This window comes from Acinetobacter tandoii, from assembly GCF_008867985.1.
In the GTDB taxonomy this organism is placed as follows: domain Bacteria; phylum Pseudomonadota; class Gammaproteobacteria; order Pseudomonadales; family Moraxellaceae; genus Acinetobacter; species Acinetobacter tandoii.
In genome coordinates, this window is the sequence record NZ_VXLD01000003.1 from 181,475 (window position 1) to 201,596 (window position 20,122).

Here is a 20,122-nt window from a genome sequence, read left to right on the forward strand (position 1 = left end):
AGCAGAATATCCCTAATATTGCGCTCACACAGACTGGGGTCATAGCTCAGTTGGTAGAGCGCTACAATGGCATTGTAGAGGTCAGCGGTTCGATCCCGCTTGACTCCACCAAAAATCGTTTTACCTGTGTTGCCTCATAAGTCCCTATCGTCTAGAGGCCTAGGACATCGCCCTTTCACGGCGGTAACCGGGGTTCGAATCCCCGTAGGGACGCCAAATTCAAAAAAGCCACTGTTCAACAGTGGCTTTTTTATTGCCTCAACACAACATAAAATTGCCTGAATTATTTTGGCTATGTGCAACATTCCGCTAAAATAAACCCAGATAAAAATGATGGAGCTGAAATGCAATACCGTTGCCCAAAATGCCAAAGTCCGAAGATTATGCCTGTTGCCCAAGCCAATGCACCTGTGGCACGTCCAGTTGTCCCTAAAAGTTTAGTATTTCTTGTTCCTTCCATTTTTGTCTTGTTGCTTTTGGTATTAATCAGCATCGCTATGTGGTTATTTGGTGATGGTGCAGGCTCAACCCTGCAAATTGCAACGGTTGTGGTATTTGTGATCTGTGCCGTTGCAGGTTTTCTATTTTATCGTGATTTACCTGATTTTAAAATTTCAATGCAAGCCTTCATGCAGTCACAGAAAAAATGGAAATGCCGCGAATGCGAGCATGAGTGGGAAATCTAACTATTCATCCACAGCACTTCACATCAGCTTAATGCTGATGTGAATGATCCTCCACTTCGTGTTCCGTGTGAACATGCTCATGCGACTGATGCGTATGTGTCTGGCTGTGTGCATGTGCCAGACATTCATCATCTTCAATCTGTAAGGTCATTTCGGCAATGCCATGTTGCTGATGCAGCATCGCGGAAGCTACCTGATACAACTGCTTTTGATCGGCTTGTGGGGCGTAAAGGTGTACGGTGAGATGAATATTTTTAGAACTGATGGCCCAGACCTTAAGTTGATGAATACTTTCAACGTTAGGCAATTGCAGCAAATCTTGGCGTAATTGCTCTATGTCAATTTCTTCCGGTACCCCTTCCAATAAAATATTAATGCTCTGTTTGAGTAAAATCCATGTCCGTGGCAAGACCCAAAAACCAATCAAGACCGCAATCAGCGTATCCACCCAATACCATTGGGTAAAATAAATCACAATTGCCCCGATAATCACGCCGACTGAACCTAAGGCATCACTCAAAACCTCTAAATAAGCGCCTTTCACATTCAAACTTTCTTGCGCACTGGAAAACAAGATGCGCATGGAAATTAAATTAATGATCAAGCCAATGACAGCCACGACCAGCATCCCCATACTTTGGATTTCTGGAGGGTGACTAAAACGCTGATAGGCTTCGTATAAAATATACATGGCAACCAGAAACAACATCAGCGCATTAAATAAAGCTGCTAAAATTTCGAAACGCTGATAACCAAAGGTCCGTTTGTTATCCGCAGGCAATTTGCCAATTTTAATAGCAACCAAAGCAATCGCGAGTGCTGCTGCATCGGTAAACATATGTGCCGCATCCGAGAGCAATGCCAGACTCTGCGTGATAAAACCCGCAATGACTTCGATAATTAAAAAAATACTGGTCAGCGCTAAAGCAAAACTTAACTTCTTTGCATTTTTTTCAGTCACGGTTGCATGTGTATGATCATGCCCATGCGATCCACTCATATTGTTGCCTCTATTCATTCTTATTTCAGTCAACGTGGCCAGCTTCGACCTACACCCTCTATTTTACTTTGCAAAATACATGAAAATAATTATCATTTGCATATTTAATTTATTGGCTACATCTTCATTCATCTTCTCGCATCATTTTTGAAATTGGAATTCTGTTATGAAAAAAATTGTTATTCTTTCTACGGTAATGCTGAGCAGCTATAGTTTTGCACATGAACCTTATGTCGCTCCATTGGCCTTTGTCACAGATAACACCCAAATTCCTATTATTGCAGCTTATGCAGAGCAAGCCCTACATGCAGAATATGCAGTCCAAGATCCACAATTTACCATTATTCAACCCGACCAAAAGCAAGCCACCTTACAGCCCACAACGACCTTAAAATCGGCCACCATCTTTGATTTACCTCTACCCGAAAAAGGCACCTATACAGTTTTTGCCAAGACCAGTTACCCGATCCAATATGTTCAGCATAATAAACAATGGAAAATTTTAGCCGATGCTACAACAGATCAAGTCCCGCCTTTAAGTGAGCGTGATTATGTGATTGCTAGCGACTTTAAGGGCAAATTACCCAAAAAAGTAGACACCGTTCGTGAATGGACCTTGCAGACTTATATCAGTAAACAATCGACTTCTGCGATTGCTGCGAGTTCAGCACCGATTCAAGTCAATTTTTCTACCCATCCAAATCAACTCATCGCACAGCAAGCGGTTCAGCTCCAAATTCATAAAGCCAACAAACCTTTAGCTCAGGCTGAGTTAATGGTTCGTGCTCAAGGTGCTACTGAAGCTCAAGCACTCAATATTCCTGTACAAAATAATGGCAGTGCCAATATTACTTTTCCACATGCAGGAAATTACTTGATTGAAGTGTCTGAAAAATTCGATAACAAAGCGACGCCGAAAAATCAGTACGCAACTATTATCAGTGTCCATGTTGCTCAAGCAAATTCTTAAGACTCAACAATGCCTTGATTCAAAACGAATCAAGGCATCTTTCATTTAAGGTGCTTTGGTTTCATGCATCCAACGATATAAAATTGGCAACAGCACCAAGGTCAGTATCGTCGAAGATAAAATCCCACCAATCACGACTGTTGCTAAAGGTCGTTGTACTTCCGCCCCTGTTCCTGTCGCCAAAGCCATGGGAATGAACCCCAATGAAGCAACACAAGCCGTCATCAACACGGGGCGTAAACGCAAAATTGCACCTTGCCATGTAGCAGGGTAAATATCTAAATGCTGTCGTAGCTCTTTAATAAAGGTCAGCATGACCAGACCATTCAAGACGGCAACACCTGATAAAGCAATAAAACCTACACCTGCTGACATTGAAAGTGGAATATCACGTAACCATAAAGCAATCAAACCACCGCACAGCGCAAATGGCACCCCAGTAAACACCAACAAGCTCTCTTTGATGTTATGAAACACGGCCATGAGTAGAATAAAAATTGCAATTAAGGCCAGCGGTACCACCCAGAGCATACGGTTTTTAGCCGAGATTAAATTTTCGAACTGTCCACCATAATCCAACCAATAACCTTCAGGTAAAGGCTGCTCTGCCAGCGTCGTTTGCAGCTCCTGTACAAATGAACCCAAATCACGCCCTTCGACATTGGCGGTCACCACCATACGGCGTTTACCATCTTCACGACTCACTTGATTGATGCCCAAAATGGTTTCGACTTTAGCCACGTCTTGTAGTTGAATGAGTCCTCCATTTGCGGTTTGTAGCGGTAATACGGCTAAATGTTCTGGCGTTCGCTGTTGATCGTCTAAACGAATGACAAAATCAAAGCGTCGATCACCTTGTAAAATTTGTCCAATATTTTGACCACCGACACTGGTCGCGACCAAATCTTGAATCGCTTTGACCGACAAACCATATTGCGCCGCTAAAGCTGGGTTCACCTCTACATTCAATAAAGGAAGACCACTAGTTTGCTCAACATTGACCGCCGTTGCGCCCGAAATCCGCTGAATTTTTTCTGCAATCTGCGTCGCCTGCTGATTCAGCACCTGCATATCATCGCCAAAAATCTTGACCCCAACATCACTGCGTACACCTGAAATCAGCTCATTAAAACGCAGTTCAATCGGTTGAGAAAACTCGCTGTTATTGCCTGGTAAAGTCGCCAGAAAAGCGATCATTCGTTGACGTAACCCATCTAGGCTTTCTTTGGCGTCTGGCCATTGCTCCCGTGGCTTTAACAATACAATCGCATCGGAAATATTGGGGGGCATCACATCTGTTGCGACCTCTGCGGTTCCCGTACGCGCAAAAATTGCCTTAATCTCTGGAAATTCTTTTAACAGTAGCTTTTCAGTATTTTCCTGCATACGCAAAGACTGTTCTAGACCTGTACTGGGTGAACGCATTTGTTGTACCGCAAAATCCCCTTCACTCAATTGCGGTGCGAACTCGCTCCCGACCTGTGTGGCAAGTACACCTGTAAAAAATAAAATACACAAGGCAAGGGTCAGCACCAAAGCTTTGAATTCATACGCCCAATTCAGTAATCGTGTGTACTGCTGCTTGAGCCAGAGCATCCAGCGACTTTCCTTTTCCTTGATCTCTCCTGTAACCCATAATGCTACTGCGGCAGGAACAAAACTGATCGAGAGAAGAATAGCACCTATCAGGGCTAACACCACCGTCATTGCCATGGGGTGAAACAGTTTGGCTTCTACCCCAGACAGCGCAAAGATCGGGAAATACACCACCAAAATAATCAGTTGCCCAAAAATTAATGGTCGTCGTGCCTGTTTCGCTGCTAAAAACACTTCTCGGAAACGTTCAGAACGGGTGAGTAAACGTCGATGTCGATGCTGGGCTTCTGCTAATCTGCGAATACAGTTTTCCACAATCACCACAGCACCATCTACGATGATGCCGAAATCCAGTGCACCTAAACTCATCAAATTGGCACTAATGTTCTGTTGAGCCATTCCTGTTAAAGTAAATAGCATCGAAAGTGGAATCACACAGGCGGTGATCAATGCAGCGCGGAAATTCCCCAGAAATAAAAACAGAATCACAATAACCAGTATTGCACCTTCGACCAAATTTTTCTGTACGGTGCGTATCGCACGATCGACTAGACTGGTACGGTCATAGACGGTTTCAATGACCACACCTTGAGGTAAAGACTGTTGAACCTGTTTCAATTTGGCATCTACAGCTTGGGCGACGGTGCGGCTATTTTCGCCCATCATCATCATGGCGATGCCCAATACAGTTTCTTCTCCGTTATAGGTTGCTGCACCTGTACGTAAATCATGCCCAATGGACACTGTTGCAACATCAGCCACTCGAATTGGAAAACCATTTTTATTGCTAATGCTGACATTTTGAATCGCTTTGATATCAGTGAGTGTACCTGGCACCCGTACCGTAAGCTGCTGCCCATTCTGTTCAATAAAACCCGCACCACGGTTTTCATTATTTTCAGTCAGCGCAGTTTGTAACTCACTGAGTGGAATCTGCAATTGCTGTAAGCGTTGCAAATCTGGAGTGACCACATAGGTTTTGTTATACCCACCAATTGAGTTGACCTCCGCAACACCTGCGACACGTTGCAATTGTGGACGAACAATCCAGTCCTGAATTTCACGTAAATCCATCGCACTATACGCTGTACCGTCTGCCTTACGCGCATTCGGTTCCGCCTTAATTACCCATTGATAAATTTCCCCCAATCCAGTGGAAATAGGTGACATGGTCGGAATAATGGCTTCAGGAAGTTCTGCCTGTGCTTCTTGTAGACGCTGATTAATCAACTGCCTTGCCCAGTAAATATCGGTGCCATCCTGAAAAATAATGGTGACCTGAGACAAACCATAACGTGAAATGGAACGGGTTTGCTGTAACTCAGGCAAACCTGCCATGGCATTTTCTATGGGATAGGTAATTCGTTGTTCGACCTCTAATGCGGTAAAACCTGTGGCTTGGGTATTAATTTGCACCTGCGTATTGGTAATATCGGGCACAGCATCAATTGGCAATTGTTGATAGCTGTAAATCCCAACCCCAATCCAAGTCAATACAAAGAGCATGACCCAAATGGCATTGCGAATAGAAAACTGGATAATACGGTCAAACCATCCTTCTGGCGGAGGTAAACCGTCTGAAGTAAGCTGTGCCGTTTCAACCTCTGGCGGAAACGGTGGTTTAGTGTGCATGGCTCGCCTCTCCTTTTTCTAATTCAGACTTGAGTAAGAAACTGCCTTGTGCTGCGTATTGTTGCCCCTTATTTAAACCAGATTGCACTTCTATCCATTGACCATCACTAGAGCGAGCACCTAAAGTCACAGCTTGAGGCATAAATTCAAGCTTTTGTTCATGCTGCGTTGCCACAAACACCGCATCTTTCCCTTCCACTTGCTGTACCGCACTAGCAAGAATACGTAATCCCTGCTGCACTTGTTGCTGTTGTAACTGCACATTCACCATTAAATTTGGACGTAATTCTGCTGCATTGGACAAGACTTTTGCACGGACTTGTAGACGCCCCGTTTGCGCATCAGCTTGACTATTTAAGCTTTGAATTTGTGCCTTAAATACATTTCCCGTTTGTAAGGATTTAAACTCAATATTTTGATTTGGCACAATGGTGGCAAATTCACTGCTCGGTGCAATAAATTCCAACCATAATTGATCCAACTGGTCAATCACAAACAATTGATCTGCCAATTGGACGTTCTCCCCCACCACCAGATCTTTCTGACTAATCATTCCTGCGATGGGTGCCTTGAGTACATAACGCCCTTGGCTATTTAACTGAGCACCAAAAGCAGATAAACGAGAGCGTGTTGCCTTAACTTGAATCTGCGCTTGTTGATAGGCGTTATAGGCACGTTGATAATCCTGCTTGGCAGAAATACCTTCTGACCATAACTTTTTCTCGCGCTCGTAGTCTTGACGTGCCAATTCCAAATTGGCTTGTTCCACTTGTAAACTGGCTTGCTGATCCACCAGATCTGGCACCAATAAACTGGCGAGTGCTTGTCCTTTCGCTACCTGCTGCCCCAATTCGACATAGACGGCTTCGACATGCCCAGCAAATGCAGGTGCTACATGTGCTTGGTAGTCAGTATTTACCACCAACTTGGCAGGATAGGCTGCCGATTTCACGACAGGACCCAACTCTGCAACAGCCAGTTGAATCCCTTGTTCAGTCACCTGTTTAGCCGTTAAAGCAATTGCTGCATCATGTGCCTCCGTTTCTTCATGACCTTTTTCATCTGCATGTTCTTCTGCCTCCCCGTGTCCGTGCTCATCTTCCTTCGTAGATGACTTTTGCGTAAAGAACAACACAGCTATGGACACCACTGCCGTAATCATAATGACCAATATGATTAACAGTTTTTGGGAGATTTTTCCCTGTTGATTCAATCTCTTATTTTTAAAATTCAACATGTTAATTTCCCCCACCAATATCTGATAATGCCTGTGTGTCTTGCCACAGGCTTTGATTTAATTGTGCAATCGCATCTTTGTTCATGACCTGACTAGGATCAATGCCTAAACTAAGGCTTTCTGCTGCAAGGGCACACTGCCAAGCATCTTTCAACAACTGAACTTTACGCATACGAACTTCTTGCAACTGCAAAGTGGCTTGCTGCACATCCAAAAGTGCAAATTTACCGACCTTAAACCCTTGCAACGTCTTTTGTTGAACCGTTTGAGCCAAAGGCAATTGCGTCTGTTGCAACACCTTAAACTGCACTTCTAGACCTTGTAATTCCGTCAGTAAACTCCCAACCTGCAAGGCATTTTGCTTAAGATAAAATTCCTGTTGCTGCTCTAGCTGAGTTTGCTGCGCCTGTGCGATTTCCTTGCCATATTGCTGACGGTCAAAGAGATTTAAAGGAATTGAAACACCGACCACTAATGCATTGTCCGCATTCGTTTCTACTGATCGACTGCGATTCACACCCACATTCACAGTAGGACTGGGACGAGCTTGAGCTTTCAATTGCTCAATTTTGGCATGTGAATCAAGCAACAATAATTGTCGTTTTTTTTCTATTAAATTGGCGGCCAAATGCTGCTGGACTTGCCGAGCTGTCGTTGTAGGCCATAAGTGTGACGGATTGAGTGCAACAGCCACCGACTGATCCCGCTCTCCCCAAGTGCTCGATAAATACTGTTTTGCCAGTTGGACTTGTAAATCAGCCTGTCGGAATAAACGCAAACTTTCGGCATGACTTAATCGAGCACGATCAACATCAACCTGCGCTACACTCCCAGCCTGATAACGCTTTGTAATGGCATTCAGATTTTCTTCACTCACATATAATTGCTCTTGCACCACCTGACGTTCCAATTCATAGATCGCCAGTTGTGACCACAAGTATTTAACAGCCAACTCTAACTGCGCTAGGTAGATCTGCTGTTTCAGTCCGATTTGCTGTTCGGCAATTTTGGCGCGTTTTTGATTCGCCTTGCGTTCGCCAAAAATATCCAGACGCTGAGAAAGACCCAATGCCAGTTCCCGATCTTGATCGGAATTAAAGCCCGTTTGCTCTATGGACAACTCTGGATTTATCCACAGCTTTGCCTGTTTTATGTGCGCCGTCGCAATTTGTTGTTGCGTTTTCCACACACCTTGAGCCTGTTGATAATCTGTTGAACGTTGAATGGCTTGTGACAAAGTGAGTGATTGCGGCTGTTCGCCTGCCCATACAGGCGAACTGCAAAGTGCTACGCTCAGTACCAAGCCTATTGCACGCATAAACACACGTATAGGATCGAAATCTGGAACTTTCGAAGTTTTAAAAGACATGTTGATGCCCCACTAAAGTTAAAAATTAGTGGTGGGCAATATTTTCGGCTACCCCACCTATAGCGGGGTTAAAACAGGAGGTGGGTTAGTGAGGAATAAATGGGGAGATTGATACAGATTTTGCCAGTTAAACTGAACCTGAACCAATTTGGGAATAAAGACAGGAGATAAAGCTGAATGCTGTGCTTCTGTCAGCATGATATGTGCAAAAGAAGGTAAATGATCACTATGATCATCTTGCGTAAAGTCAGCTAAATCGAAAGAAGATGTAGGCTGTGTCGTACTTTTCTTTGCCATTCCATGTGATTTTGACTCGCAACTGGCAGTAACATGATGTCCAAAATGTGGCATCACACTCACGCTCTTTGACTCTTCATGCACACAAAATGCCGCTGCCACGTTCCAAAGACTTTGAAACATGAACAAACTCAGCAATAAGGTGATAAAAACATGAGAGCGTTTCACAAGATAAAATACGATCATTACAACTTGCCGACACTATAGCAGCTTCATGGATGTAATAAAATTACACCACCAATATTCATCATGCTCTTCACAGCACACACCAATAAAAACCATTTTGTTACAATAATTTAATACATCTGAGTACCAAAACGTTTAAATTAAATAATGACTACTAATGTTGTCAGTAACAAGGAGGCGAAGATGAATATGGAATACCTCAAAACAGTATGGACACTGTTATTTCACACTCCCTATCACGACTTGGTAACACCTGTATTTGATCATGCAGGTGAATACGAATATCAACGTGGACTGCATTTTGAGCAACTGGCATTATGTGAACATTACCATGTGTTCATGCAAAAAAATGTCTTGCAAATGGCAGCCCCTGTACAGATCGACCACAGCCCAATGTCGTCCAGTAACAGCCGTAATGCGATGTGGTATTTTCTCCGCTCTGCTTTACGCGGTCATCCAGAAGCTGAATTTAAAATGGGGATTGGCTATTTAAATGGTCAACTGGGTTTAGATCGTAATTATGATAAAGCCGAGCAGTGGTTAAAAAAAGCCGCACAAGATGGTCATCCTGACGCGAAACGCTGTTTGTATGATGCCTATAGTGAATTGGCCTTTTCTTAAAATTAAAACACATGCATAAAAAAACCAGCCCGAAGGCTGGTTTTTATTGGTTAGAATTAACCACCAATCTTTTTGTATTTGGTACGTTTTTGTACCGCATCTTCACCTAAACGAGCCAAACGGTATGCTTCATATTCAGCATAGTTACCTGTGAAGAATTCAGGCTGTTCATTTTCAAATGACAAGATGTGTGTCGCAATACGGTCAAGGAACCAACGGTCATGCGATACCACCATTACCGTACCAGGGAATACAAGAATTGCATCTTCAAGCGCACGTAAAGTTTCAATATCCAAGTCGTTCGATGGTTCATCCAGTAAGATTACGTTCGCACCCATTTGCAGGATTTTCGCCAATTGTAAACGGTTACGCTCACCACCAGACAACTCACCTACACGTTTTTGCTGATCTTGGCCTTTAAAGTTAAAACGACCAATATAAGCACGTGATGCAATTTCGTATTCGCCAATTCTTAAGATATCTAAACCGCCAGACACTTCTTCCCAAACAGTTTTGTTGTTATCCAAAGTATCACGGATCTGACCCACATAAGCGACTTTAACCGATTCACCTAAAGTCACAGTACCCGTATCAGGCTGCTGTTCGCCCGTCATCATACGGAACAAAGTCGTTTTACCTGCACCGTTTGGACCCACAATACCGACAATTGCCGCTGGTGGAACCGTGAAGGTTAAATCTTTATACAACAAACGACCATCAAATGATTTGCTGATGCCTTCTACTTCAACCACTTTATTGCCTAGGCGTGGACCAGGTGGAATATAGATTTCTGAAGTTTCGTTACGTTGTTGGAACTCACGCGAGTTAAGTTCTTCAAAACGTTCCATACGCGCTTTGTTTTTCTTTTGCTGGCCTTTGGCATTTGAACGAACCCATTCAAGTTCTTTTTTCAATGCTTTCGCAAAAGATTCTTCTTGTTTCTGTTCTTGCTCTAAACGGGCATTCTTTTGCTCTAACCAAGCAGAATAGTTGCCTTGATATGGAATACCCATACCACGGTCAAGTTCAAGAATCCATTCAGCAACGTTATCCAAGAAGTAACGGTCATGCGTAATCGCCACAATCGTACCTGGAAAGTCTTTCAAGAAACGTTCTAACCAAGATACAGACTCTGCATCCAAGTGGTTCGTCGGTTCGTCGAGAAGCAACATGTCTGGTTTAGACAATAATAAACGGCAAAGTGCAACACGGCGACGTTCACCACCTGAAAGCAACGTTACATCTGCATCCCAAGCTGGAAGGTTCAAGGCTGCTGCTGCTTGATCCATTTGGTTACTGAGGTTGTGCGCATCCCATGAATGGATAATGGCTTCTAATTTTTCTTGCTCTTTTGCAAGCTTATCGAAGTCTGCATCTTCAGCTGCATATTCAGCAAATACTTCATCCAAACGCGCCAAGGCATCCAATGGTTCACGTAAACCATCTTCGACGTTGCCACGTACATCTTTATTTGGATCGAGCGGTGGTTCTTGCTCTAAATAACCGATTTTGATACCCGGTTGAGCACGCGCTTCACCAGAGAAATCTTTGTCTACGCCCGCCATAATACGAAGCAAGGTCGATTTACCTGCACCGTTTAAACCAAGTACACCAATTTTTGCACCTGGGAAAAATGACAAAGAGATGTCTTTTAAGATTTCGCGCTTAGGCGGAACCATTTTAGACACTCGGTTCATCGTATAAATATATTGGGCCACGTAGGACTCCTCAATAGAAAAAACAAAAAATCGCCAGAAGCGAAAAATATTTGCGGGCATTATACGATGAATACGTTGAAAAAATAAGGCATCAAACCGATCTTCAATGCAATGTTACAACTTTGATCACGCTGATTTTTTAAACACTGCCTTTATCCCACTCTTCTATAGATAAACAGCGACTTAAAGCTCATCTTTATGAATTTTTTAGATAAATATTCATTATTTTCACGCTTTCCATCATATTCATTAATGATAGACTGTGCAAAATTTAACTCACATAGTTGAAGTTCATGACCTATAAAGACGAAACTTTAGCCATTCATGCAGGTTATAGCCCTGAAGCCACTACTAAAGCTGTGGCCGTACCGATTTATCAAACGACTTCTTATGCCTTTGATAATACACAACATGGTGCAGATTTATTTGACCTTAAAGTCCAAGGCAATATTTACACCCGAATTATGAATCCAACCACGGCAGTGCTGGAACAGCGTTTGGCCGCACTCGAAGGTGGTATTGGTGCATTGGCGTTAGCTTCTGGTATGGCTGCCATTACCTATGCGATACAAACCATTACCGAAGCGGGGGACAATATCGCCTCAGTTTCTACCCTCTATGGTGGTACTTATAACCTGTTTGCGCATACCTTGCCGAAACAAGGTATTGAAGTCCGTTTCTTTGATTATCAAAACCCAGAAGCTTTACGCGGTTTAATTGATAAAAAAACCAAACTGGTCTTTGTTGAATCGATTGGTAATCCACTGGGCAATATTATTGACCTAGAAGCCATTGCCAACATCGCACATGAATATGGTGTGCCTGTTGTTGTCGATAATACCGTTGCGACTCCTGCACTGCTGAAACCATTTGAATATGGTGCGGATATTGTGATTCATTCACTCACCAAATATATTGGCGGGCATGGCAACTCGATTGGCGGTGCAATTGTCGACAGTGGCAAGTTCCCTTGGGGTAAATATCCTGAACGCTTTAAAGTGCTGAATACGCCAGATCCAAGTTATCACGGCGTGAACTATGTCGAAGCTTTAGGTGAAGCCGCTTATATCGCTCGTGCGCGTGTGGTACCACTACGCAATACAGGTGCCGCCATCAGTCCACTCAGTGTGTTTTTGATTCTACAAGGCTTAGAAACGCTGAACCTACGTATGGAACGTCATACGTACAATGCACAGAAAGTGGCAGAATATTTGCAGAATCATCCAAAAGTGAAATGGGTAAACTATGCAGGCTTGAAAGATCATCCTCAACACGGCTTGGCGCAAAAATATGTCAAAGGTCAGCCCTCTGCGATTTTATCCTTTGGGGTACAAGATGGCCGTGAAGGTGGGACGCGTTTTATTGATGCACTACAACTCTTCACACGCTTAGTCAATATTGGTGATGCAAAAAGCTTAGCCTGCCATCCTGCAACGACCACACATCGTCAACTCAATGAAGATGAGCTGAAAGCAGCAGGTGTCAGTCTCGATATGGTTCGTTTATCTGTTGGGATTGAGCATATTGATGATCTACTTGCCGATCTAGAGCAAGCTTTGGCAAAAGTCTAAAGAACCGATCAAGACCTCAAAAGAGGTCTTGATTTTTCAGCGTTATCTCTTGGAATTTAAATAAAATCGTGTTAATAATTAAGAAAAGATAGATTTAAAATAGAGCAATTACTCTAATTTTATTTGTAAATTCAAAGACTTATTTATAGCTTTTTTCATTATATTCGCTATCATTATGCGTGTGAGTTTTAGTCAACTCATGGAATAATGTGAACTAAGTTCTCCAATAAAATAAAGACAATTTAGGATTTAAGTGAACTAAATTCTAATCAGGGAAACACAGCGTGAAAGCAAAATTAGAGAAACTCTTTCAGGACCGTATCCACGGTAAAACCGTCCTCATTACAGGCGCATCTAGCGGCATTGGCTTAACTACAGCACATCGTCTTGCCGATGCAGGGGCACATGTCCTCCTCGTCTCACGTACCAAAGAAACTTTAGATGAAGTCAAGGCCGAAATTGAAGCCAAAGGTGGCAAGGCGTCAGTATTCCCATGTGACCTGAATGACATGGAAGCCATTGATGCTGTCTCTAAAGAAATCTTAGCATCTGTGGAACATATTGATATTTTAATTAATAATGCAGGCCGTTCTATTCGTCGTGCCGTCCACGAATCACTTGATCGCTTTCATGATTTTGAACGTACCATGCAATTGAATTATTTTGGTGCTGTCCGTTTGGTGCTGAACTTACTTCCTCATATGATGGATCGTAAAGGCGGTCAAATCATTAATATCAGCTCGATTGGTGTATTAGCCAATGCAACTCGTTTCTCGGCGTATGTCGCCTCTAAAGCAGCTCTAGATGCATTTAGTCGCTGTCTGTCTGCAGAAGCACATGCACATAAAATTGCTATTACTTCAATTTATATGCCATTGGTTCGCACACCGATGATTGCACCAACCAAAATTTATAAATATGTGCCTACGCTGTCTCCTGAACAAGCGGCTGACCTAATTGCTTATGCGATTGTGAAGCGTCCGAAGAAAATTGCGACAAATCTTGGTCGTTTAGCATCGATTACCTATGCCATTGCCCCTGATATTAACAATATGTTTATGTCGATTGGCTATAACTTGTTCCCAAGCTCTTCTGCTTCTGTAGGCAAACAAGAACGCCTCAATTGGGTACAAAAAGCGTATGCCCGTCTGTTCCCAGGTGAACATTGGTAAGTTCAAATATTCAAAAAGCCTGTCCAATGACAGGCTTTTTTATGGCTGTATTTAGATTTCAAACTGCATACATTCTGTAATTCATCTCCCTTAAACGCTTAATACGCCTTTAGGTTTCCAGAAAATTGACCCGACCCGTTTGCACATCATAAATTGCACCGACAATTGCAATTTGTCCTTGCTCTAACATCTCCGCCAACACGCTACTGTGTTGCTGAATATATTGCATGTTGTACAACACATTCAGTGCCGTAACTTGATCCAAGAAAGCTTTATTCAGCTCACGTGGCTGCATAATCTGATACACACTGTTAACCGATTGCATTAAAGGCCCCAACACATATTGAATGTGCGGCATCTCTTTCACCTCTGCAATTTGTTTCTGCTGTAAGCGTAATTGGCAAGCACTGCTGACTGCACCACAGTCGGTATGCCCTAGTACCACAATCACTTTAGAGCCTTTGGCCTGACAGGCGAATTCGAGCGAGCCTAATACCTTTTGTCCTGCGATATTCCCTGCAATCCGTAAACTAAACAGATCTCCAATCCCGACATCAAACAACATTTCTGTTGGCGCACGTGAATCCATACACCCCAATACTGCTGCAATCGGGTGCTGACCTTGATCAGCCGTGACACGGAGCTGACGGTAGATATCCCGTTGCAAGCGGTCATTCTGAACGAAACGCTCATTCCCTGCTTTAAGTAAATCAATCACTTGCGCTGGACTCAATTGACGCTGTAATTCAGCAGTGCTGATATCAATATCGAGGGCCGCATCATCCAGTTCTTGATAATGTTGTTTAAAGCCAATCAATTTCACATCAACTTGACGTTTCAGTGCTGTTTCAGCTTGATAATCTTGAATGACCTGATAGATATCTGCATCAATCGATTCCGACTGTGTGGCGTCAATAATTAACTGTTCACCTGCATGAATATGCTCCAGCGCTGAAATGAGGGCTGAACGATTCAAAAAAGTGACTTGAGACGGTAGTTCAATACGAGTCACGACACCATGCAAATGATGCTCTTTATAAATTCTGACACCTTTATAAAAGTTTCCGTACAGAATAAAAGCCGCACTACAGAATAACCCGACCAGAATCCCCATCAACAAATCAGTCAGTAAAATCGCTATCAGGGTAATAATAAATGGCACAAACTGCTTCCAACCCTTTTGATATAGCTGTTGGAACAACTTTGGATGCGTGAGTTTAAAGCCCGTCACTAATAAAATGGCAGCCAATGCCGATAAGGGAATCATATTCATCAACGGCACAAAACATAGCACGGCCAACAACAGCAATAGCCCATGAATCACACTGGAATACTTACTCCGCGCTCCTGAATTGGCATTAACCGAACTACGAACAATCACCGAAGTCAATGGCATCCCCCCAACAGCGCCCGAAACCACATTGCCAATGCCTTGTGCCCACAATTCACGATTTGGAGGTGACGAGCGTTTATATGGGTCTAACTTGTCCGCCGCCTCCAGATTGAGCAAAGTTTCCAAAGAAGCGACCACGGCTAAAGTCAGTGCTCCTGTATAAATTAAGGGTTCAGTTAAATAACGCCAGTCAGGTCCCATCAATACCTGCTCAGGTGCCTGCCAAATGTTGGGTAATTGAATTAAATTTGACGTACTCACTGCCCAAGGAGATTGAGTAGCAACTAACAGATAATTGATTCCTGCTGCCAAAACGACAGCCATCAATGCGGAAGGAATATTGTATTTTTTCAGTGGGCTACAATCCCACATCAAGATCAGCAATAAGCTGAATAAGCCAATCAGTGCCGCACCAGCATCGACTGTGGTAAACACAGTGTGAATTTGACCTCCCCAGAGCTGTTGCCATGAGAAATTGGAAAAACCCAACAGATAGGGCAATTGGCTGAGAATTAGAATGATTCCAATAGCCGCCAATAACCCCAAAATGACATTGTTGGGAATAAAGTTGGCAAAGAAACCGAGCCTGAGTAAACCAAAACCAATTTGCAGTAGACCTGCAAAAATAATACACAATAAAAAAGCGGCATAATTGCCGCCTAATTGATCCAATTGCACCAGAATCACTGCCGTTAGCCCCGCTGCTGGACCTGTAACGCTAATGTGTGAGCCACTCAAAAGCCCAACAACTATACCACCAATAATTCCTGAGATAATCCCTGAAATAATGGGAGCACCTGATGCAAGAGCAATACCTAAACACAGCGGTAATGCCACCAAAAACACCACTAAACCCGACAAAGCATCCCTGATATGGAATCGGTTTTTTCTTTCTAAAGTCAACATAGTTAAACCGTTTATAATGATTAAATAGCAAAAAGTTTACGTCTGTATATTAATATCCAGACACTCTCAATCTTGTCGGACAATCTGCTGGGTGAAAAGTGAAGTTCTGCTGTGCTGTTGTGAAGGTTTAACAGCTTTTAATATTATTTTTGTTGATCTTCAGATTCGGCTCATCTTGAAATTAAAAATGCCACTACATATCAGTTCAAAATATATCTCGATATATTTTAAGCATAAAAAAACCTCCCGATTGGGAGGTTTTTCTTAGTTGAACTCAGGCTTATTTCGAGCCTTTAATCCCTGCTTGTAATAACAATGCACCCAAACCACCAATCTTGTTCTCTTGTGGTTTATTGGCTTGCGGTTTTTGACCACCTTGACGCTGTGGACGGTCACCTTGTGGACGCGCTTGCTGTGGGCGTTTACCCTGTGGCTTACGTTCAGCGCGCTGTTCTTGATTTTGCTCACGACGTGGTTGACGCGGTGCTTTAGCTGGAGCTTCAGAACCTTCTGGACGCATTGACAAGTTCACACGGTTACGCTCTGCATCAACTTGTAGTACACGCACCTGAACAATTTGACCAGGTTTCACAACTTTGTGTGGATCAGAAACAAACTCATTCGCCAATTCAGAAATGTGTACCAAACCATCCTGATGTACACCCACATCAACGAAAGCACCGAAGTTCGTCACATTGGTCACGACACCTTCAAGCTGCATGCCTTCAGTGAGTTGCGCAACTTCTGTAATGTCTTCACAGAATTTAGCAGTACGGAATTCTGGACGCGGATCACGACCTGGTTTTTCCAATTCGCTTAAAACGTCTTGAATCGTTGGCAAACCAAATTGTTCATCAGCAAAATCTTCTGCCTTAATTTGACGAATAATTTCGCTGTTGCCAATTAAGTCTTTTACGGTAGTCGCTTTGGCAGTCACCATTTTTTCGACTAAACCATAACTCTCAGGATGCACCGCAGAAGCATCTAGTGGTTCGCTACCATTTTGAATACGTAAGAAACCTGCCGCTTGTTCAAAAGTACGATCGCCTAAACGAGGCACTTTTTTCAGGTCTTGACGGTTGTCGAAACGACCATTTTCTTTACGGAATTCCACGATTTGTTGTGCAATCGCTTTATTCAAACCTGCGATATAACCCAAAATTGCAGCAGAAGCAGTGTTTACATCTACACCCACTGCGTTCACACAGTCTTCAACCACAGCATCTAGGGTTTTAGCTAAACCAGTTTGGTTCACATCATGTTGATATTGACCTACGCCAATTGATTTTGGATCAATTTTGACTAATTCAGCCAATGGGTCTTGTAAGCGACGCGCAATTGAAACCGCACCACGAATCGACACATCCAACTCTGGCAATTCAGCCGAAGCCAATTCAGATGCTGAATAAACCGATGCACCAGCTTCACTCACGGTCACACGGGTAACCTTAAGTTCAGGGTGTTGTGCCATCATTTCAGCAACGACAGCTTCTGTTTCACGGCTAGCTGTACCATTACCAATCGCGATTAAATCGACCTTAAATTCTTGGCACAAACGCGCTAATTCAGCAATTGAACCTGCTTTATCTTCTTTCGGTGCAAATGGATAAATGGTGCTATGTGCAACCACATCACCTGATTCATTGACCACAGCCAATTTCACGCCTGTACGAATACCAGGGTCGACACCAAGCGTACAACGGCTGCCTGCTGGTGCTGAAAGCAATAAGTGGCGTAGGTTTTCTGCAAACACTTGCATCGCTTCAGCTTCGGCATTCAAACGCTTTTCTGTCAATAATGAATGTTCGATGCTTGGACGAACTTTACCTAACCAGAACAGTTTTGCAGTTTGCTTTAAAAAGTCCTGACGTGCTTGTGGCTGAACTTGATCTAAGTTGTATTCAACTTCAATACGTGCCAATGGTGCGTTATCGTCACCATCAACCTTTAAGCCCAAGACATTTTCTTGACGGCCACGTAACATCGCCAATAAACGATGTGAAGGGACTTTATTCAAGTTTTCAGAGAAGTCGAAGTAATCACGGAATTTTTTACCGACTTCTTTTTTCTCTTCACTTGCGACTAAACTTTTTAATACGGCTGTTTGGGCAAAAGTACTTTTTAACTCGGTGGTTAACGCAATATTTTGTGCCCAGTCATCTATCAAAATGTGCTGGATTGCATCAAGCTGGCTTTCCACATCTGGGTATTCTTCATGACTAAATCCCGCCAGTGCTTCACTTGGCTCAACTGCTTCTTGAAAGATTTTTTCTGCAATTGGACCCAAGCCCGCTTCTTTCGCTTTAAATGATTTACTGGTGCGCTTTGGACGGTAAGGCGCGTAAATTTCTTCTAAAGCATTTTTGGTTTCAGCAGCATTCACGCGGGCCAATAAATCATCTGACAATTTATTTTGTTCTTTCAATGATTCAATGACTTTTTCGCGACGCTCGTATAAGTCTCTTAAATAAGCTAAACGTGTATCGAGCTGACGTAACTGAGTGTCGTCTAGACCTTGCGTCACTTCTTTACGGTAACGTGCGATAAATGGAACGCTTGCGCCCTCATCGATTAGTTTAATCGCAGCTTCGACTTGATTTGAACGTACGGCAAGCTCTGTTGCCAACTGCTGAACTAAGTCAGTCATCGTGTTTGATCCCACAAGGATAAGTTCTAAAAGCCATGATTATAAAGACCAAGACCATAAAATCCACAATTGTTTTATTAAATTTCATTCTGGTCGAATTTGCCAATTTTCGATTTTTTCATCAATCGCACACTTTTTTTTCATAATTAAGCAAAGAACTACAGTAAATCAGTCATTAATCCGTTATTTTAGATGTATATATTTGGTATCTATGCCTTGATTTTATCTGCAATATTTGTTGCTTTAGAACATAGCAAATCGATATAAATGAATCGTATACTCCTTGTGATCTCTTGACCCCGTATACGATGACAATAAAGAATAAGGAGCACACATCATGAGTTTAGTTGTACCTGCGGAACATGGCGATGTTGTACATGCAGACACTGACCGCGTTGAACGCATTCTCGTCGTAGATGATGATGTGCGTTTACGTACGCTATTACAGCGATTCTTGGAAGATAAAGGTTTCGTGGTGAAAACGGCTCACGATGCCACTCAAATGGATCGCTTACTTCAACGTGAACTGTTTTCACTTATCGTGCTCGATTTTATGCTTCCTGTGGAAGATGGTTTAAGTATTTGTCGTCGTTTGCGTCATTCAAATATTGATACGCCTATTATTATGCTGACCGCACGTGGTAGCGATTCAGACCGTATTGCGGGTCTTGAAGCGGGTGCCGATGATTACTTACCAAAGCCATTTAATCCAAATGAATTACTCGCGCGTATTCGTGCAGTGTTGCGTCGTCAAGTTCGCGAAGTGCCTGGTGCACCAAGTCAGCAAATGGAAGTAGTCAGCTTCGGGCCTTGGTCATTAGACCTTTCAACCCGGACTTTAACGCGTGAAGGTCAAGTGGTTACACTGACTACGGGTGAGTTTGCAGTACTGAAAGCCCTCGTACAACATCCGCGCGAACCACTCACTCGTGACAAATTAATGAATTTAGCGCGTGGACGTGAATGGGGGGCTATGGAGCGTTCAATTGACGTACAAGTTTCTCGCTTACGTCGCCTGATTGAAGAAAATCCTGCCCGTGCCCGTTATATTCAAACGGTTTGGGGTGTAGGTTATGTTTTTGTTCCAGATGGTGCTGAGTAATTAAAACTCAAAGAAATAT

General features: G+C 43.1%; 14 protein-coding genes and 2 tRNA genes. 8 read left to right on the forward strand and 8 right to left on the reverse strand.

All coding sequences use genetic code 11. From position 1 onward, the window contains the following. The first annotated feature begins 35 nt into the window (after positions 1-35). From F4W09_RS06945 to F4W09_RS06955, 3 genes are all read left to right on the forward strand, one after another. Positions 36-111, forward strand: a tRNA-Ala gene (locus tag F4W09_RS06945). Positions 112-140: 29 nt separating this feature from the next. After that, positions 141-216 (forward strand) — tRNA-Glu (locus tag F4W09_RS06950). Positions 217-344: 128 nt separating this feature from the next. Next, positions 345-686 carry a zinc-ribbon domain-containing protein gene (locus tag F4W09_RS06955; protein WP_151504404.1) on the forward strand — a complete coding sequence of 114 codons (342 nt, stop codon included), beginning with the start codon at positions 345-347 and terminating at the stop codon, positions 684-686. Positions 687-714: 28 nt separating this feature from the next. Here the strand turns inward: F4W09_RS06955 and F4W09_RS06960 are convergent, their stop codons facing one another. Beyond that, positions 715-1,686: a cation diffusion facilitator family transporter gene (locus F4W09_RS06960; protein WP_151504405.1), complete on the reverse strand. Its 972-nt coding sequence runs from the start codon at positions 1,684-1,686 to the stop codon at positions 715-717. 166 nt (positions 1,687-1,852) lie between these two features. On the opposite strand from F4W09_RS06960, the gene F4W09_RS06965 reads away from it, so the two are divergent. Further along, positions 1,853-2,656 (forward strand): DUF4198 domain-containing protein, encoded by an 804-nt coding sequence (locus F4W09_RS06965; RefSeq protein WP_151504406.1) that lies wholly within the window; start codon positions 1,853-1,855, stop codon positions 2,654-2,656. Positions 2,657-2,701: 45 nt separating this feature from the next. Here F4W09_RS06965 and F4W09_RS06970 read toward each other — a convergent pair whose 3' ends face one another. The 4 genes from F4W09_RS06970 to F4W09_RS06985 all read right to left on the reverse strand — a co-directional run bounded on the left by F4W09_RS06970 (position 2,702) and on the right by F4W09_RS06985 (position 8,910). Next, positions 2,702-5,884, reverse strand: coding sequence for an efflux RND transporter permease subunit (locus tag F4W09_RS06970; RefSeq protein WP_151504407.1), 3,183 nt, complete (start codon positions 5,882-5,884; stop codon positions 2,702-2,704). Further along, positions 5,874-7,121 (reverse strand): efflux RND transporter periplasmic adaptor subunit, encoded by a 1,248-nt coding sequence (locus tag F4W09_RS06975; RefSeq protein ID WP_016168725.1) that lies wholly within the window; start codon positions 7,119-7,121, stop codon positions 5,874-5,876. The genes F4W09_RS06970 and F4W09_RS06975 overlap by 11 nt, the downstream gene beginning before the upstream one ends. Before the next feature lies 1 nt (position 7,122). Continuing rightward, a complete protein-coding gene (locus F4W09_RS06980; RefSeq protein ID WP_418655085.1) occupies positions 7,123-8,439 on the reverse strand; it encodes a TolC family protein in 1,317 nt (438 codons plus the stop codon). A 108-nt stretch (positions 8,440-8,547) separates the two neighbouring features. Further along, positions 8,548-8,910 carry a cation efflux protein, CzcI-like gene (locus F4W09_RS06985; protein WP_244948553.1) on the reverse strand — a complete coding sequence of 121 codons (363 nt, stop codon included), beginning with the start codon at positions 8,908-8,910 and terminating at the stop codon, positions 8,548-8,550. A gap of 246 nt (positions 8,911-9,156) precedes the next feature. Between F4W09_RS06985 and F4W09_RS06990 the strand changes: the two genes are divergently transcribed. Continuing rightward, a complete protein-coding gene (locus F4W09_RS06990) occupies positions 9,157-9,594 on the forward strand; it encodes a tetratricopeptide repeat protein (RefSeq protein ID WP_151504409.1) in 438 nt (145 codons plus the stop codon). Between the two features lie 56 nt (positions 9,595-9,650). Here the strand turns inward: F4W09_RS06990 and ettA are convergent, their stop codons facing one another. After that, entirely contained in the window at positions 9,651-11,312 is a 1,662-nt protein-coding gene (ettA, locus tag F4W09_RS06995; protein ID WP_044737336.1) for an energy-dependent translational throttle protein EttA, read from the reverse strand. 293 nt (positions 11,313-11,605) lie between these two features. Between ettA and F4W09_RS07000 the strand changes: the two genes are divergently transcribed. Together F4W09_RS07000 and F4W09_RS07005 are read left to right on the forward strand one after the other, a co-directional pair. Beyond that, positions 11,606-12,883 carry an O-acetylhomoserine aminocarboxypropyltransferase/cysteine synthase family protein gene (locus F4W09_RS07000; protein WP_151504410.1) on the forward strand — a complete coding sequence of 426 codons (1,278 nt, stop codon included), beginning with the start codon at positions 11,606-11,608 and terminating at the stop codon, positions 12,881-12,883. Positions 12,884-13,167: 284 nt separating this feature from the next. Next, entirely contained in the window at positions 13,168-14,055 is an 888-nt protein-coding gene (locus F4W09_RS07005; protein WP_044737338.1) for an SDR family NAD(P)-dependent oxidoreductase, read from the forward strand. Between the two features lie 109 nt (positions 14,056-14,164). Here the strand turns inward: F4W09_RS07005 and F4W09_RS07010 are convergent, their stop codons facing one another. Next, the gene (locus tag F4W09_RS07010) at positions 14,165-16,354 is read right to left on the reverse strand and encodes a SulP family inorganic anion transporter (RefSeq protein ID WP_151504411.1); all 2,190 of its coding nucleotides are present in this window, start codon (positions 16,352-16,354) and stop codon (positions 14,165-14,167) included. Between the two features lie 280 nt (positions 16,355-16,634). Then, on the reverse strand, positions 16,635-19,001 hold the full coding sequence (locus tag F4W09_RS07015; RefSeq protein WP_151504412.1) for a Tex family protein: 2,367 nt from the start codon (positions 18,999-19,001) through the stop codon (positions 16,635-16,637). A gap of 337 nt (positions 19,002-19,338) precedes the next feature. Here F4W09_RS07015 and ompR point away from each other — a divergent pair, with 337 nt between their 5' ends. After that, positions 19,339-20,103 (forward strand): osmolarity response regulator transcription factor OmpR, encoded by a 765-nt coding sequence (ompR, locus tag F4W09_RS07020; RefSeq protein WP_016168735.1) that lies wholly within the window; start codon positions 19,339-19,341, stop codon positions 20,101-20,103. Positions 20,104-20,122: the final 19 nt, after the last annotated feature.